The 14,598-nt window shown below is 71.3% G+C and carries 11 protein-coding genes; 2 read left to right on the top strand and 9 right to left on the bottom strand.

The window, feature by feature from the left end:
* Positions 1-18: 18 nt before the first annotated feature.
* From glyA to solA, 4 genes are all read right to left on the bottom strand, one after another.
* Positions 19-1,281 (bottom strand): serine hydroxymethyltransferase, encoded by a 1,263-nt coding sequence (gene glyA, locus ACFY9I_RS06075; protein ID WP_390997272.1) that lies wholly within the window; start codon positions 1,279-1,281, stop codon positions 19-21.
* Between the two features lie 268 nt (positions 1,282-1,549).
* Positions 1,550-2,731, bottom strand: coding sequence for an FAD-dependent oxidoreductase (locus ACFY9I_RS06080; protein WP_390997275.1), 1,182 nt, complete (start codon positions 2,729-2,731; stop codon positions 1,550-1,552).
* A 215-nt stretch (positions 2,732-2,946) separates the two neighbouring features.
* Entirely contained in the window at positions 2,947-4,080 is a 1,134-nt protein-coding gene (locus tag ACFY9I_RS06085; protein ID WP_390997278.1) for an SRPBCC family protein, read from the bottom strand.
* Positions 4,081-4,100: 20 nt separating this feature from the next.
* Positions 4,101-5,249 (bottom strand): N-methyl-L-tryptophan oxidase, encoded by a 1,149-nt coding sequence (gene solA / locus ACFY9I_RS06090; RefSeq protein WP_390997281.1) that lies wholly within the window; start codon positions 5,247-5,249, stop codon positions 4,101-4,103.
* 450 nt (positions 5,250-5,699) lie between these two features.
* On the opposite strand from solA, the gene purU reads away from it, so the two are divergent.
* Together purU and ACFY9I_RS06100 are read left to right on the top strand one after the other, a co-directional pair.
* Positions 5,700-6,572 (top strand): formyltetrahydrofolate deformylase, encoded by an 873-nt coding sequence (gene purU / locus ACFY9I_RS06095; RefSeq protein ID WP_390997283.1) that lies wholly within the window; start codon positions 5,700-5,702, stop codon positions 6,570-6,572.
* A gap of 102 nt (positions 6,573-6,674) precedes the next feature.
* Positions 6,675-7,499, top strand: a complete 825-nt coding sequence (locus ACFY9I_RS06100) for an IclR family transcriptional regulator C-terminal domain-containing protein (RefSeq protein WP_390997286.1) — start codon at positions 6,675-6,677, stop codon at positions 7,497-7,499.
* Positions 7,500-7,523: 24 nt separating this feature from the next.
* Here ACFY9I_RS06100 and folP read toward each other — a convergent pair whose 3' ends face one another.
* The 5 genes from folP to ACFY9I_RS06125 all read right to left on the bottom strand — a co-directional run bounded on the left by folP (position 7,524) and on the right by ACFY9I_RS06125 (position 14,586).
* Positions 7,524-8,351, bottom strand: a complete 828-nt coding sequence (folP, locus tag ACFY9I_RS06105) for a dihydropteroate synthase (protein ID WP_390998058.1) — start codon at positions 8,349-8,351, stop codon at positions 7,524-7,526.
* A 198-nt stretch (positions 8,352-8,549) separates the two neighbouring features.
* Positions 8,550-9,152: a sarcosine oxidase subunit gamma family protein gene (locus tag ACFY9I_RS06110; RefSeq protein ID WP_390997289.1), complete on the bottom strand. Its 603-nt coding sequence runs from the start codon at positions 9,150-9,152 to the stop codon at positions 8,550-8,552.
* Positions 9,145-12,411: a sarcosine oxidase subunit delta family protein gene (locus tag ACFY9I_RS06115; RefSeq protein ID WP_390997292.1), complete on the bottom strand. Its 3,267-nt coding sequence runs from the start codon at positions 12,409-12,411 to the stop codon at positions 9,145-9,147. The genes ACFY9I_RS06110 and ACFY9I_RS06115 overlap by 8 nt, the downstream gene beginning before the upstream one ends.
* Before the next feature lie 11 nt (positions 12,412-12,422).
* Positions 12,423-13,655, bottom strand: a complete 1,233-nt coding sequence (locus ACFY9I_RS06120) for a sarcosine oxidase subunit beta family protein (RefSeq protein WP_390997295.1) — start codon at positions 13,653-13,655, stop codon at positions 12,423-12,425.
* 70 nt (positions 13,656-13,725) lie between these two features.
* Positions 13,726-14,586, bottom strand: a complete 861-nt coding sequence (locus ACFY9I_RS06125; RefSeq protein WP_390997297.1) for a bifunctional methylenetetrahydrofolate dehydrogenase/methenyltetrahydrofolate cyclohydrolase — start codon at positions 14,584-14,586, stop codon at positions 13,726-13,728.
* Between the last annotated feature and the right edge of the window lie 12 nt (positions 14,587-14,598).

The raw sequence follows: 14,598 nt of genomic DNA on the forward strand, positions 1-14,598 counted from the left end.
CCTGCGGAAGAGTGTCGGTCACAGGCCGGGGTAGAGCGGGTGCTTGTCGGCCAGGGCCTTGACCCGGGCCTTGAGCGTCTCGGCGTCGTAGGACGGCTTCAGCGCCTCGGCGATGACGTCCGCGACCTCGGCGAAGTCCTCGGCCGTGAAGCCGCGGGTGGCCAAGGCGGGCGTGCCGATCCGCAGGCCGGAGGTGACCATCGGCGGACGCGGGTCGTTGGGGACGGCGTTGCGGTTGACCGTGATGCCGACCTCGTGGAGGCGGTCCTCGGCCTGCTGCCCGTCCAGCTCGCAGTCGCGTAGGTCGACGAGGATGAGGTGGACATCCGTGCCGCCGGACAGGACGTTCACGCCGGCCTCACGGGCGTCGGCGGCCGTCAGCCGCTCGGCGAGGATCCGCGCGCCCTCCACCGTGCGGCGCTGCCGCTCCTTGAACTCCTCGCTCGCCGCGACCTTGAAGGACACCGCTTTCGCCGCGATGACATGCTCCAGCGGACCGCCCTGGAAGCCCGGGAAGACGGACGAGTTCAGCTTCTTGGCGAAGTCCTTGCCGCGGGCGAGGATGATGCCGCCGCGCGGGCCGCCGAGCGTCTTGTGCGTGGTGGACGTGACCACATCGGCGTACGGCACCGGGTTCTCGTGCAGGCCCGCCGCGACCAGGCCCGCGAAGTGCGCCATGTCCACCCACAGGTACGCCCCGACCGCGTCGGCTATCCGGCGGAAGGCGGCGAAGTCCAACTGCCGCGGGTACGCCGACCAGCCCGCGATGATCACCTTCGGGCGGTGCTCCTCGGCCAGCCGCTCGACCTCGGCCATGTCGACCAGGCCGGTGTCGGCGTCCAGGTGGTACGGGACCACATGGAACTGCTTGCCGGAAAAGTTGATCTTCATGCCGTGGGTGAGGTGGCCGCCGTGCGCCAGGTCCAGGCCGAGGATGGTGTCGCCGGGCTGGGCCAGCGCGAACAGCGCCGCCTGGTTGGCGGAAGCGCCCGAGTGCGGCTGGACGTTGGCGTACTCGGCGCCGAACAACTCCTTGACCCGGTCGATCGCGATCTGCTCGGCCACGTCGACGTGCTCGCAGCCGCCGTAGTAGCGGCGGCCCGGATAGCCCTCGGCGTACTTGTTGGTGAGGACCGAGCCCTGGGCCTCCATGACCGCGACCGGAGCGAAGTTCTCCGAGGCGATCATCTCCAGGGTGGACTGCTGACGGTTCAGCTCGGCGTCGACCGCGGCGGCGACCGCCGGGTCCAGCTCGTGCAGGGACTGGTTGAAAAGGGTCATCGGCGGTCTCCTTGGGTGTGGGCGCGGTGGGCGGCACCGGCATCTGCGGACAGGGCGCCGGCGGTGTTCCCGCGCAGTCGCCCGAACAGCCGACCGACGGTGCGGAGAGCGGCGTCGACGGTGCCCGGGTCGTCGGCCGGCGTGGGCCGGCTTCCGGGGCCCGGCCCGGGGCGGGGGCGCGGGGACCGCTGACAACCGTCAGTGACCCGGTCTCGGACGCTCATGCCGGTGCGCCGTACCGAGCGCGGGGCGGGTCGAGGCGGCGGACTCATGAGACGGCGGCCGCGGCGGCGGGGACGAGGGTGCGGCGGAGCCGGTTGAAGTACTTGGGCTGGTTGAGGGAGAGCACGGCGACGGGGGTGCCCTCGTGCCGGTAGACGGCGGTGAAGGAACGGCTGTCGACATCGCCCTCGACGACCTGGGGCTCGGCGCCGGGGGTGACGTGTCCGGCGAGTTGGATGCGCACCTGGTACTGGTCGGACCAGAAGTACGGCGCGGTGAGCGGGGCGGGGGCCGGAACACCGGTCAGCAGCGTTCGGGCGGCGGTCTTCGCCTGCTCGGTGGCGTTGCTCCAGTGCTCGATGCGGGCGTGCCGTCCGGTGAACGGGTGGGGACAGCGGGCGACGTCACCGACGGCGACCACGCCCGGGACACCGGTCGAGCACCCCGCGTCGCACACCACGCCGTCGTCCACCCGCACACCGGAACCGGCGAGCCAGTCGGTGTTGGGCCGGACGCCCACCCCGACCACGACGATGTCGGCGGGCAGCACCCGCCCGTCGGCCAGCCGTACGCCCGTGACGCGGCCCTCTCCGAGGAGTTCCCTCACACCGGTTCCGCACAGCAGCCGAACTCCGTGATCGCGGTGGAGCGAGGAGCACACCAGTCCCATCTCGCGGCCCAGTTGGCGTTCCAGCGGTACATCGAGCGCCTCGACGACGGTGATGTGGAGCCCGAGCCGGTGGGCGGTGGACGCCACCTCGGCGCCGATGAAGCCGGCGCCGATGACGACGACCCGGGGCAGGCCGTCCAGCAGTTCCGCGCGCAGGGCCTGGGCGTCGTCCAGGGTGCGCAGGGTGTGGACACCCGCGAGCCCGTCGGTGCCGGGGAGCGCCCGGGGACTCGCGCCGGTGGCGACGACGACCCCGTCGGTGCGCACGTGCCGTCCTCCGGTCAGGGTGACAGTGCGGGCGACGGGGTCGAGCCGCACCGCGCGCTCACCGAGCAGCCACTGCACGTCCAGGGCCTCGTACTCGTCCGCGTCACCGAGCGCGAGCGCGTCGGCGTCGATGTCGCCCTTGAGGAAGGCTTTGGACAGCGGCGGTCGGTCGTAGGGGGTGTGGCGCTCCTCCCCCACGACGACGAGCTCGCCGTCGTAGCCCTCTGCGCGCAGCGCGCGGACCGTGCTCAGGCCTGCCAGCGACGCTCCGACGACGGTGATGCTCCTCATGCCGACTCCAGACAGTGGTGTCTCATATCGCACAACGACACTCGCTATGCGCAACATGGTTTCGATGGAATTCGGGGGTGTCAAGGGGAGGGACCGCATCCGAGTTCTCTTTCGCGCACTCGGTTGCGCCCATCGCAACGCATCTCGACGGCCCGTCCACCTGCCGCAGAGGCCGCGACAGCAGGTGGAGGGGCAGTACCGGGGGTGAGGGAGGGTCAGTGCGTGGGCCGCACGTCGAGCTTGTTCTGCAGCCAGGTGTGGAACTCGCCGATGTGGTGCTCGCTGGGCACCAGCACGCCACCCCTGGCGTACGCCCGTGAGCTCATCGCCGGCTGGGTGCGCTCACACGCGTCGAAGTCCTGCTGGTTGACCCGGTGGAACAACTCCACCGAACGGTCCACGTCCTTGCCGCTCTCCACGACGTGCGGCAGGTACAGCCAGTCACACTCGACCACCGTGCGGTCGGGTGCCATCGGGTACATCCGGTGGAAGATCACATGGTCGGGCACCAGGTTGATGAAGACCTGCGGCCGGACGGTGATGGCGTAGTAGCGGCGGTCCTGGTCCTCGGCGACGCCCGGGATGCGGTCCAGGCCTTCGGAACCGTCGACGGTGAAGCCCTGGACCTCCTCGCCGAACTCGGCGCCGTGGCCGACGTAGTACTGGGCCGCGTAGCCGTCCGCGAACTCAGGCAGGACCTCGGTGAGTTCGGGGTGGATGGTGGCGCAGTGGTAGCACTCCATGAAGTTCTCGATGATGAGCTTCCAGTTGGCCTTGACGTCGTAGGTGACACGGCGGCCCACCTTCAGGTCGTCGATGCCGTAGCGCTCGATCGACCGCAGGTCACCGAGCCGCTCGACGACCGCTCCCTGTACGTCCGCCTCGAAGGACGGCGGCTCGTCGGCGAGGCACACCCACACGTAGCCGAGCCACTCCCGCACCTGGACGTTGATCAGGCCGTACTCGGTCCGGTCGATGTCCGGCATCGAGGTCAGGTTGGGCGCGGCGACCAGCTTGCCGTCCAGTCCGTAGGTCCAGGCGTGGTACGGGCACTGGAAGGCGCGCTTGACCTCCCCGGACTCCTCGGTGCACAGCCTGGCGCCGCGGTGCCGGCAGATGTTCAGGAACGCCTTGATCGAGCCGTCCCGCGAGCGGGAGATCAGTACGCTCTCGCGGCCCACCTGGTAGGTGCGGAACGCGCCGGGCTTGTCCAGCTCGGCGGCGCGGGCCACGCAGAACCACATGGCCTCGAAGACCCGCTCCTGCTCCAGGGCGAAGACCTCGGGATCCGTGTAGTACTCGCCGGACAGCGTGGGGATCAGGCTGGGCGGCAGGTTCGTAAGGGTCATCTCGTCACCTTCGGAGGATGTCAGACGCGCACGCGGCGGGGGTCGAACAGGGCGATGGGGTGCTCGGTGGTGCCTTCGGTTGCCAGGTCGGCGAGGATCTCGCCGATGACGGGCACGAACTTGAACCCGTGGCCGGAGAATCCGCAGGCCACCGTCACCTGCGGATGCTCGGGATGCCGGGCGAGGACGAAGTGCTCGTCCGGGGTGTTGGCGTACATGCAGGCCGCGCCTTTGAGGAAGCGGCCGGGCAGGGTGGGGATTCGCGGGCGCAGGTAGTCGGCCATGGCCGCGATCTCGTCCGGGTGGATCTTCCGGTCGAGGGTGTCGGGGTCGCTGGGAACGCCCTTGCGGAAGAAGGCGACCTTGGCGCCGCCGTCGGGGCCGTCGAGCGCGGGGAAGCCGTAGATCTGGGTGCCGTCGGGGTCCTCCCAGATGTAGACGGGGTGCCGTTCGGCGCTGAACGGACGGGTCCCGCCCTCGGGTTGGAACCAGTACATGACCTGGCGCTCCACCGTGACGCGCACACCGAGGTCGGAGAGCAGCTTCGGCGCCCACGCCCCGGGGGCGATGACCAGCCGGTCGGCCGTGTAGGTGCCCCGGTCGGTCACCACCCAGGCCCGGCCGCCCGGGCCGTCGGCCTCCCAGCCGAGGACCGGTTCCGCGAAGTGCAGGTCGGCGCCGTGGGCCCGCGCCAGGTCCAGGTGGGCGGCGACGGTCGCCTCGGGACGGGCGATGCCGGCCTCGCGCTCGTAGAAGGCGACGTCCTCGGCCGCGGGGTTGAAGGTGGGAAAACGGCGCCGGATGTCGGCGGCGCCCAGGACCTCGTGGTCCAGCCCCCACTCGTGGGCACTGCGCAGGGTGCCCGCGAAGGCCTCGCTGTTCTCACGGCCGATCATGAGACCGCCGGTCCGGGTGAAGACCTCGCGGCCGGAGTCGGCGGCCAGCCTCTCCCACAGTTCGTGGGCGCGCAGGAGCAGGGGTACGTAGGCCGGGTCCTCGAAGTAGGCCTGCCGGTAGATACGGGAACCGCCGTGGCTGGAGCCGAGGTTGTGGGCGGGCCCGAAGCGCTCCAGGCCGAGCACCCGCTGACCACGGGCGGCGAGGTGACAGGCGGCCGCGCTGCCCATCCCGCCCAGGCCGACGACGATCACGTCGTACGAAGAGGCCATGTCCATCTCCTGGGAAGCTTGCCGATGAGGGATTCGTGCCGCTGGGGCCGGGGCCGGGTTCAGCGCCGGATGCGCGGCGTCTCGGGGGCGGACAGGGGCTCGGCGGCGGTGACGGCCCCGTCGAGGGGACTGCCGAATGCGATCTTCGGGATCTTCGGAAAGCCCCGGCGGGCCGAGCCGAGCCCCAGCAGTGTTGTGGATTACGCAACAGTCATCGCTATAAGCAACGACGAAACTGTCTCCCTGCGGACATCCACTGTCAAGGGGGCGGTCGCGCGAACTTGCCGTCCCGCCGGAAAGGGGACTCCGCCGCCCACCCCGGGCACTCGGCACACACGACCCCCGGGGCCCTTGACGGCGCCTCACCCCGTCCGCATGATGTTGCACATTGCGAATGACGTTCTGCATAGAGAAACAGCGCTTCGCACCACCTGACGACGGAGGAAGGCAATGTCCCCTCGACCGCAGCCCGGCCGTGAGTTCGTCCTCACCCTTTCCTGTCCCGACCAGGCCGGTCTCGTCCACGCCGTGACCACCTTTCTCATCAGCCACTCCGGCAACATCCTGGAGAGCCAGCAGTTCGACGACCGACTGCAGGACCGCTTCTTCATGCGGGTCCACTTCGACGTGTCGGACCCCGGCATCTCTCTGGAGGACCTGCGCACCGGCTTCGGCCCGGTCGGCCAGGCGTACGGGATCACCTGGCAGCTGCACGACGCCTCGACCCCGACGCGCGCGCTGATCATGGTGTCCAAGTTCGGCCACTGCCTGAACGACCTGCTCTTCCGCAAGTCCACGGGCGCGCTCAACATCGAGATTCCCGCGATCGTCTCCAACCACCGCGACTTCGAGCCCCTGGCGCAGAGGTACGACATCCCCTTCCACCACGTCCCGGTGACCAAGGAGAACAAGACACAGGCCGAGGCACGCCTGCTGGAGCTCGTGCGCGAGCTGGACATCGACCTCGTGGTGCTGGCCCGCTACATGCAGATCCTCTCCGACGACCTGTGCAAGCAGCTCGAAGGCAAGGCCATCAACATCCACCACTCGTTCCTGCCGAGCTTCAAGGGGGCCCGGCCGTACGTCCAGGCGCACCGGCGCGGCGTGAAGCTCGTCGGGGCCACGGCCCACTACGTCACGCCCGACCTCGACGAAGGCCCGATCATCGAGCAGGACGTCGTCCGCGTGGACCACTCGCGCGACCCCGACGAGCTGGTCACCATCGGCCGTGACGTCGAGGCACAGGTGCTCGCCCGCGCCGTCGAGTGGCACAGCGAGAGCCGTGTCCTGGTGAACGGAAACTGCACCGTGGTCTTCCGCTGACCGGGCGGGCCGTGCGACCATGCGGGGCGGCCGGATCCGGCCGCCCGGCGCCGTCCGTCACGGCCCCCTTCGGCCCATCGACACCACGCGTATAGTTGCACCATGAGCAACTACACCGCAGAGAGCGCAACAGCAGGACCCGCGGTGAACGGGGTGCAGTCCGTCGACCGCGCCGTCAGCGTCCTGGAGATCCTTGCCCAGCGTGGCGAGGCGGGCGTCAGTGAGGTGGCCGCCGAGATCGACGTGCACAAGTCCACCGCGTTCCGTCTGCTCGGGGCACTGGAGGCACGCGGTCTGGTCGAGCAGACCGCGGAGCGGGGCAAGTACCGGCTCGGCTTCGGGATCGTGCGCCTGGCCGGCGCCGTCACCGGCCGCCTCGACATCACCCAGCAGGGCCGCCCGGTGTGCGAGCGGCTCAGCGAGGAGATCGGCGAGACGGTCAACATCGCGGTCCTGCAAGAGCACTACGCGGTCAACCTGTACCAGGTACGCGGTCCCGGCGCCGTCGGCACCCACAACTGGGTCGGTCAGCTCACCCCCGTGTACGCCACGTCGAGCGGCAAGATCCTTTTGGCCCACCTGACGCGGAAGGAACGCGCCCGCGTGCTCGCGGAATCGGGTGTGCAGAAGCTGACGCCGCACACCCTGACGACCGGGACGAGGCTGGAGAAGGACCTCGCCGCGTCGCTGGAACGCGGGTACGCGGTGGCGCTGGAGGAACTCGAGATCGGACTGCACGCCGTCGCGGCGCCGATCCGCTCCCGCGACGGCGAGGTCATCGCGGCGCTCAGCGCCTCCGGCCCCACCTACCGCTTCACCGAGGAACGCATCAGCGCGGTCGCACCCCTGCTGATCAGCGGCGCGGACGAGATCAGCCGCCGGATGGGCTACCTGGGCCGAGCCCTGCGGGAGCGCTCAGCCACGTAGCGTTCCTCAGCGCACTCAGCGCACTCAGCGCGGCGACGACCGCGCCGACGCCGCCGCCTCGGCGCCCCAGCGGGCCGTCACGCGCACCGCGTCGGCCGTGGAGGCGACGTCGTGCACGCGCAGACACCAGACGCCCTGCGCGGCGGCGAGCACGGACACGGCGGTGGTCGCGGCATCGCGCTGCCGCGCGGGGCGGGGTTGTCCCGTCTCCCGGTCCGCCAGCAGACTGCCCAGGAACGACTTGCGTGACGCGCCCACGAGCACGGGGTGGCCCAGGGCCTTGACGTCCCCCAGGCGCCCCAGAAGCTCCCAGTTGTGGTCGGGGGTCTTGGCGAAGCCCAGCCCGGGGTCGACGACCAGAGAACCGGGCGCCACTCCCGCCTCCAACGCGGCGTCGATCCTCAGGCGCAGTTCGTCGAGCACATCGGGGACAACGTCGTCGTAGACGGCGTTCGCCCGCATGCCGGCGGAGTGTCCACGCCAGTGCATGAGGACGTACGGCGTCCCCGCTCGGGCCATCAACGGCAGCATCGCGGGGTCGGCCAGGCCGCCGGAGACGTCGTTGACCAGCCACGCACCCGCGTCCAGGGCGCGTGCGGCGACCTCGGCCCGCATCGTGTCGACGCTCACGACCGCGCCCGCCGCCGCCAGGTCCCGGACGACGGGCAGGACCCGTCGCAGCTCCTCCTCCACCGTCGGGCGGGCCGCGCCGGGGCGGGTCGACTCGCCGCCCACGTCCACGATGTCCGCGCCCTGTTCCAGCAGTGCGAGCCCGTGCGCGACGGCCGCGTCCGCGGCGAACGACAGCCCGCCGTCGGAGAACGAGTCCGGGGTGACGTTCACGACGCCCATGACCAGCGTCCGACCGGGTCGTGGCAGCGCGTGCGGGTGGAGGTCGGGTGTCCCCGGACGCGCGGGGGTGGTGGTGTCAGCCGTGACGGTCACAGGGTCCAGCCTTCGACGGGTGGCGCGGAACTCGGTGTGCGAAGCCCTGTGGGGCCCCTCGACGGAGCTCCCACAGGGGTGACGGGACGATTCCGTCCATGCCGCTCAGACGTACTCCGTCGCGGCGTCGAGGAGCCAGTCCGCCAGATAGCCGGCGAACGTCGAGCGCACCAGGACCCAGAATCCCGCCCTGGGTTCGTCCCTGGCGACCAGGATCACCTGGGTACGGCCCAGCGTCGTCTGAGCGCAGCGGCCGGCACCGAAGGTGCGCGGATGCAGGTCCAGGGAGCAGCCGTGAGCCAGGAGGTCGCGGACGCGGGGGCCCGTGACGAGGAGTGTGGTGCGCTGCGCGGAGACATCGGTGACGGAGACGGGCTCCTCCCCCGCCGCCTCCCGGATCCGGCCCTCCAGGTCCCGCTCGCTGCCCGGCGGTCCCACCAGCAGCCACTCGTCCGGGCCGAGCCACAGCGCGGTCAGCTCCCCCGCGCGTGCGACGGTGTTCGGCTGGAGCGGCAGTTGCAGGTCCAGTGCCAGCCCGACGGAATCCGCCGCCGCGCCCTTGGCGTCCAGGCGTACGTTCAGTTGGGCCAGGAAGGGCAGTTCGGTCAGCCGGATCGCGCCCCCGGAGGCGTGGGTCACGGCGGCCAGGCGGTCCGCGACCTGCGACAGCGGGCTGCGGCGCGGGGCGTTCAGGGCGGTCTCAGCCATCGCGGCGGGCTCCCTCGGGGTCGTAGAGGACGGGGCCGGCGACGGTCACCGGGACCAGTTGGTCGCCGACGGGGGCGTACAGCCGCTCGCCGATGCGGTCCCGGCCGCCCTTGACCAGGGCGAGCGCGAAGGTCCGGCCGAGAGCCGCGCTGCGGTAGCTGGAGGTGACGTGGCCGAGCATGGGGACGGGCGGGGCGGGCAGCACGCTGTCGGCGACCAGGTGGGTGCCCTCGGGGAGGAAGGTGTCCGGTTCCTCCGGGAGCAGGCCGACGAGGTGCTTGCGGTCGGCGCGGGTGGTGTCGGCGCGGGCGTAGGAGCGCTTGCCGATGAAGTCGGGCTTCTTCTTCGACACCACCCAGCTCATGCCGAGGTCCTGGGGGGTGACGGTGCCGTCGGTGTCCTGGCCGATGATCGGGTAGCCCTTCTCGGCGCGCAGGACGTGCATGGTCTCCGTGCCGTAGGGGGTGATGCCGTACGGGGCGCCGGCCTCGTACACGGCCTCCCACAGGGCGAGGCCCTGCCACGGTGACACGTTGATCTCGTAGGCGAGTTCGCCGGAGAAGCTGATCCGGCAGACCCGGGCCTCGATGCCCGCGACGGTCGTCTCCCGCCAGGCCATGAACGGGAAGTCGTCGTTGCCCACGGCCAGTCGGGGCGCGAGGGCGGCGAGGACCGCGCGGGACTTGGGGCCGACCAGGGCGACCGTCGACCACTGCTCGGTCACCGAGGTGCAATGGACCCTCAGCTCGGGCCACTCGGTCTGCAGCCACTCCTCCATCCAGTCCAGTACGGCGGCGGCGTTGCCCGTCGTCGTGGTGACCAGGAAGCGCTCAGGAGCGACCCGGATGACCGTGCCGTCGTCGAAGACCATGCCGTCCGGGCGGCACATCACGCCGTAGCGGATCATGCCGACCTTCAAGGTGCTCATCATGTTGGTGTAGAGCCGGTCGAGGAGGACGCCGGCGTCCGGGCCCTGCACGTCGATCTTGCCGAGGGTGGAGGCGTCCATGAAGCCGACGCCCTCGCGGGTCGCGGCGCACTCGCGCAGCACGGCGGCTTCCATGTCCTCGCCGTCCCGCGGGTAGTACCAGGGGCGCTTCCACTGGCCGACGTTCTCGAACAGGGCGCCGTGCGCGACGTGCCACTCGTGGATGGCGGTCGTGCGGACCGGGTCGCTCAGCGCTCCTCGGTCGCGGCCCGCGAGGGCGGCGAAGGAGACCGGCGTGTACGGCGGACGGAAGGTCGTCGTGCCGAGCGCCGAGATGTCCACGCCGAGCAGTTCGGCGACGACGCCGCCGGCCAGGACGCCGGAGGTCTTGCCCTGGTCGTTGGCGGTACCGGCCGTGGTGTAGCGCTTGGTGTGCTCGACCGATCGCAGACCGGCGCCGGTCGCGCGGGCCAGGTCGTCGACGGTGACGTCGCGCTGGAGGTCGACGAAACGGGGGCCGTCCGAGGCGCCCGGGACGACGTACACGTGCATCGGCGGCGTCTGCCGCGGCTGCGCGGGCACCTGTGGCAGGCGCGGTGTCCCGGGTGTGTATCCCTCGGCCTCGACGGCGCGGGCACCGGCTGCCGCGCCCTGTGCCAGGACCGTGGCCGGGTCCAGGGCACCGCTCGCGCTGCCGGCGACCTCGACCGCCTGGCGGGCGGTGTCGGGGACGAACGCGCCGAGTGTGTCGTCGTGGCGCAGCTTGCCGCCCGCCTGGCTGAACAGGTGCGCCACCGGGTTCCAGCCGCCGGAGACCAGCAGCAGGTCGGCCGCGAACTCCCGGCCTCCCGCGGACTCTCCGTACGGCGCCACGGTCACGGCGGTGAGGCGGGCCTCGCCCTCCGTGCCGATGACGGCGTGTCCGGCCAGCACCTCGATGCCGGCCGCCCGAGCACGCTCGGCCCACTCCCCCGGTTCGGGGCGGGTGTCGACGATCGCCGCGATGGTCAGGCCCGCCGAGGCCAGGTCCAGCGCCGACGCGTACGCGCTGTCGTTCGTCGTGAGAACGACCGCGTGGCGGCCGGGCAGGACGCCCTGGCGGTTGACGTGGGTGCGGGCCGAGGAGGCCAGCATCACTCCGGGGCGGTCATTGTCCGCGAAGGCCAGCGAGCGCTCGTGGGCGCCGGTGGCGAGGACGACGCGGCGGGCGCGGATGCGCCAGACGCGTTCACGGGCGACGTTCTCGGGGGCGTCGGCGCCGAGGTGGTTGGTGCGGCGTTCGACGGCGAGGAGGTGGTTGTCGTCGTAGTAGCCGAAGACGGTGGTGCGGGGAAGGACGCGGACCTCGGGAGCGGCGTCGAGCTGCTCCCGGACCTCCCGCACCCAGTCGAGGTGCTCGGCCGTGCCGAGGAGGCTGCCGCCGGGTTCCGGCTGGTCGTCGGCGAGGATGACACGGGCGCCGCTGTTCGCTGCCGCCGCCGCTGCCGCGAGGCCGGCCGGGCCGGCGCCCACGATCAGCAGGTCGCAGTGGGCGTGTACGGCGTCGTAGCGGGCGGGGTCCGGTTCGGTGGCCAGGCGGCCCTGGCCGGGGAGGCTGGTCGCGACCAGGCCGTCGTACAGCTCGACGGTCGTCGCGGGGAGCATCGGCTCGGGGAAGGGTTCCTCGATCTGGATGACGGCGTTGGGCTCTTCGACGCCGGCGGAGAAGATACCGCGGGGGCGGCCGAGCTTGATGCTGGTGCCGGTGTGGATGACGCCGTTGGCGAGGAGGGCGGAGGCGAGGGTGTCGCCTCGGAAGCCTTGGTATTCGGTGCCGTCGAAGGTGAAGGTGAGGGGGGTGTCGCGGTCGATTCTGCCGCGGGTGGGGTGGCGCAACGGCTGGGTTGTCTCGCCCCCGCCGCCCCTACCCGTCCCATCCTGAAGGGGCTCCGCCCCTTCGACCCCGCCGGAAAGCTCCGCCCCCCGGCCCCCCGTCGGCCCTGAAGAGGCCTCGTCCTCGAACGCCGGACGGGCTGGTTGTGCCGGGCTGGGGTGAGAGGTGAGGGGGCGCGGCTCCGATGTCGTCGGGCGTTCCTCTCCTGTCCTGTACACCGTAAGGATCTCGTTCGTCGATGTGTCCCGTACCGCGTTGAACCAGCGGCGGCAGCCCGCGGCGTGGCTCCAGCGCTCGGCGTAGGGGCCCTTGGCGTTGTCGCGGAAGAAGAGGTAGCGGGCCCACTCCTCGTCGGAGAGGGACGCCGGGTCCTGCGGGTACGGCACGTGTGCCTGGCCGCCGTAGTGGAACTCGGCCTCGTCGCGGGGCCCGCACCACGGGCAGGGGATGAGCAGCATGGTTCGGCTCCCTAGTGGGCCACCGCGGCCGCGCCGTGCTCGTCGACGAGCGCGCCGGTGGTGAAACGGTCGAGCGAGAAGGGGGCGTTCAGGGCGTGCGGGGTGTCGTGGGCGATGGTGTGGGCGTAGACCCAGCCGACGCCGGGGGTGGCCTTGAATCCGCCCGTTCCCCAGCCACAGTTGAGGTAGAGGTTGTCGACGGGACTGAGCCCGACGATCGGTGAGGCGTCGGGGCTGACGTCGACGATGCCGCCCCAGGTGCGCAGCACATGGGCGCGGGCGAACACCGGGAACAGCTCCAGGGCCGCCGACATCTGCTCCTCGATGATGTGGAAGGCACCGCGCTGGGTGTAGGAGTTGTACGCGTCGATGCCCGCGCCCATCACCAGCTCGCCCTTGTGCGCCTGGCTGACGTACACATGGACCGCGTTGGACATGACGACCGTCGGGTGCACCGGCTCCAGGAGTTCGGAGACCAGGGCCTGCAACGGGTGGCTCTGGATGGGGAGCTCGATGCCCGCCATGGCGGCGAGGACCGAGGTGTGGCCCGCCGAGCAGAGCGCCACCTTGCCGGCCGCGATGGGCCCGCGGGTGGTCTGGACGCCGATGACGCGGTTGCCGACCACGTCGAGGCCGGTGACCTCGCAGTTCTGGATGATGTCGATGCCCGCGGCGTCCGCCGAGCGGGCCAGGCCCCAGGCGACGTGGTCGTGCTTGGCGATGCCCGCGCGAGGCTGGTAGGTGGCGCCCAGGACCGGATAGCGCACGTCCGGAGAGATGTTGACGATCGGGCAGACGTCCTTGACGCCGTCGGCGTCGAGCCACTCGGCGTCCACGCCGTTGAGGCGGTTCGCCTCGACGCGGCGCACGCTGTCGCGGACGTCCTGGAGGCTGTGCGCGAGGTTCAGCACGCCGCGCTGGGAGAAGAGGATCGGGTAGTCGAGCTCCTCCGCCAGCCCCTCCCAGAGTCTGAGCGCGTGCTCGTAGATCCCGGCGCTCTCGTCCCACAGGTAGTTGGAACGGATGATCGTGGTGTTGCGGGCCATGTTGCCGCCCGCGAGCCAGCCCTTCTCCAGGACCGCGACGTTGGTGATGCCGTGGTTCTTGGCGAGGTAGTGGGCGGTGGCCAGGCCGTGTCCTCCGCCGCCGACGATCACTACGTCGTACGACTTCGCGGGCTCGGGATCGCGCCACAGCCAGTCGGGGTGCTCGGGGAGGTCGGCGCCTGGGGTGCGGGGGCTCATCGGACGTCTCCGTCTTCTGACAGGGCTTCTGCGAGGTGCGGATACCGCGGGGGCTCGGGGGCGTGCGCGTTCATACGACGGTGGCGTTCCTCTCGGCGGCCTCGACGACGTTGGCCAGCAACATCGCTCGGGTCATGGGGCCCACACCGCCGGGCATGGGCGCGATCCAGCCGGCCACCTGGGCGGCGTCCGGGTGGATGTCGCCGACCAGACCCTGGTCGGTGCGGGTGATACCGACGTCCAGGACGGCCGCGCCGGGGCGGAGCATGTCCCTGGTGATCAGCCCGGGTGAGCCGGCGGCGGCGATGACGATGTCCGCCTCGCGGACGTGCCAGGCCAGGCCCTTGGTCCCGGTGTGGCAAAGGGTGACGGTGGCGTTCTCGGAGCGGCGGGTGAGGAGCAGGCCGATGGGGCGGCCCACGGTGATGCCCCGTCCGATCACACAGACGCGCGCACCCGCGAGCGGTACGTCGTGGCGGCGGAGCAGTTCGACGATGCCGCGTGGGGTGCAGGGCAGCGGGGCCTCGACGCCCAGGGTGAGCCGGCCGAGGTTGACCGGGTGCAGGCCGTCGGCGTCCTTGGCCGGGTCCATGCGTTCCAGTACGGCGTTCGCGTCCAGGTGGGGTGGGAGCGGTAGCTGGACGATGTAGCCGGTGCAGGCAGGGTCGGCGTTGAGCTCGTCGATCGTCTCCTCGACCTGCTGCTGGGAGGCGTCGGCCGGCAGGTTCCGGCGGATGGAGGCGATGCCGACCTGGGCGCAGTCGCGGTGCTTTCCGCCGACGTAGGCGTGGCTGCCCGGGTCGTCGCCGACCAGGACCGTGCCGAGGCCCGGCGGGCGGCCGTCGGTGGCCGTCAACTTGGCCACGCGCTCGGCGAGTTCGCGGCGGATGGCGGCGGCGGTCGCCTTGCCGTCGAGCAGCTGTGCGTTCACCGGCGGTGTTCC

It is taken from the genome of Streptomyces sp. NPDC012510, assembly GCF_042955065.1.
Classification (GTDB): Bacteria; Actinomycetota; Actinomycetes; order Streptomycetales; family Streptomycetaceae; genus Streptomyces.

Excerpts from the sequence above, each read along its gene's own strand:
- glyA (WP_390997272.1), bottom strand. The coding sequence starts at position 1,281 with ATGACCCTTTTCAACCAGTCCCTGCACGAGCTGGACCCGGCGGTCGCC.
- ACFY9I_RS06080 (WP_390997275.1), bottom strand. The coding sequence starts at position 2,731 with ATGAGGAGCATCACCGTCGTCGGAGCGTCGCTGGCAGGCCTGAGCACG.
- ACFY9I_RS06115 (WP_390997292.1), bottom strand. The coding sequence starts at position 12,411 with ATGCTGCTCATCCCCTGCCCGTGGTGCGGGCCCCGCGACGAGGCCGAG.
- ACFY9I_RS06085 (WP_390997278.1), bottom strand. The coding sequence starts at position 4,080 with ATGACCCTTACGAACCTGCCGCCCAGCCTGATCCCCACGCTGTCCGGC.
- purU (WP_390997283.1), top strand. The coding sequence starts at position 5,700 with ATGTCCCCTCGACCGCAGCCCGGCCGTGAGTTCGTCCTCACCCTTTCC.
- solA (WP_390997281.1), bottom strand. The coding sequence starts at position 5,249 with ATGGCCTCTTCGTACGACGTGATCGTCGTCGGCCTGGGCGGGATGGGC.
- ACFY9I_RS06110 (WP_390997289.1), bottom strand. The coding sequence starts at position 9,152 with ATGGCTGAGACCGCCCTGAACGCCCCGCGCCGCAGCCCGCTGTCGCAG.
- folP (WP_390998058.1), bottom strand. The coding sequence starts at position 8,351 with ATGGGCGTCGTGAACGTCACCCCGGACTCGTTCTCCGACGGCGGGCTG.
- ACFY9I_RS06120 (WP_390997295.1), bottom strand. The coding sequence starts at position 13,655 with ATGAGCCCCCGCACCCCAGGCGCCGACCTCCCCGAGCACCCCGACTGG.
- ACFY9I_RS06100 (WP_390997286.1), top strand. The coding sequence starts at position 6,675 with ATGAGCAACTACACCGCAGAGAGCGCAACAGCAGGACCCGCGGTGAAC.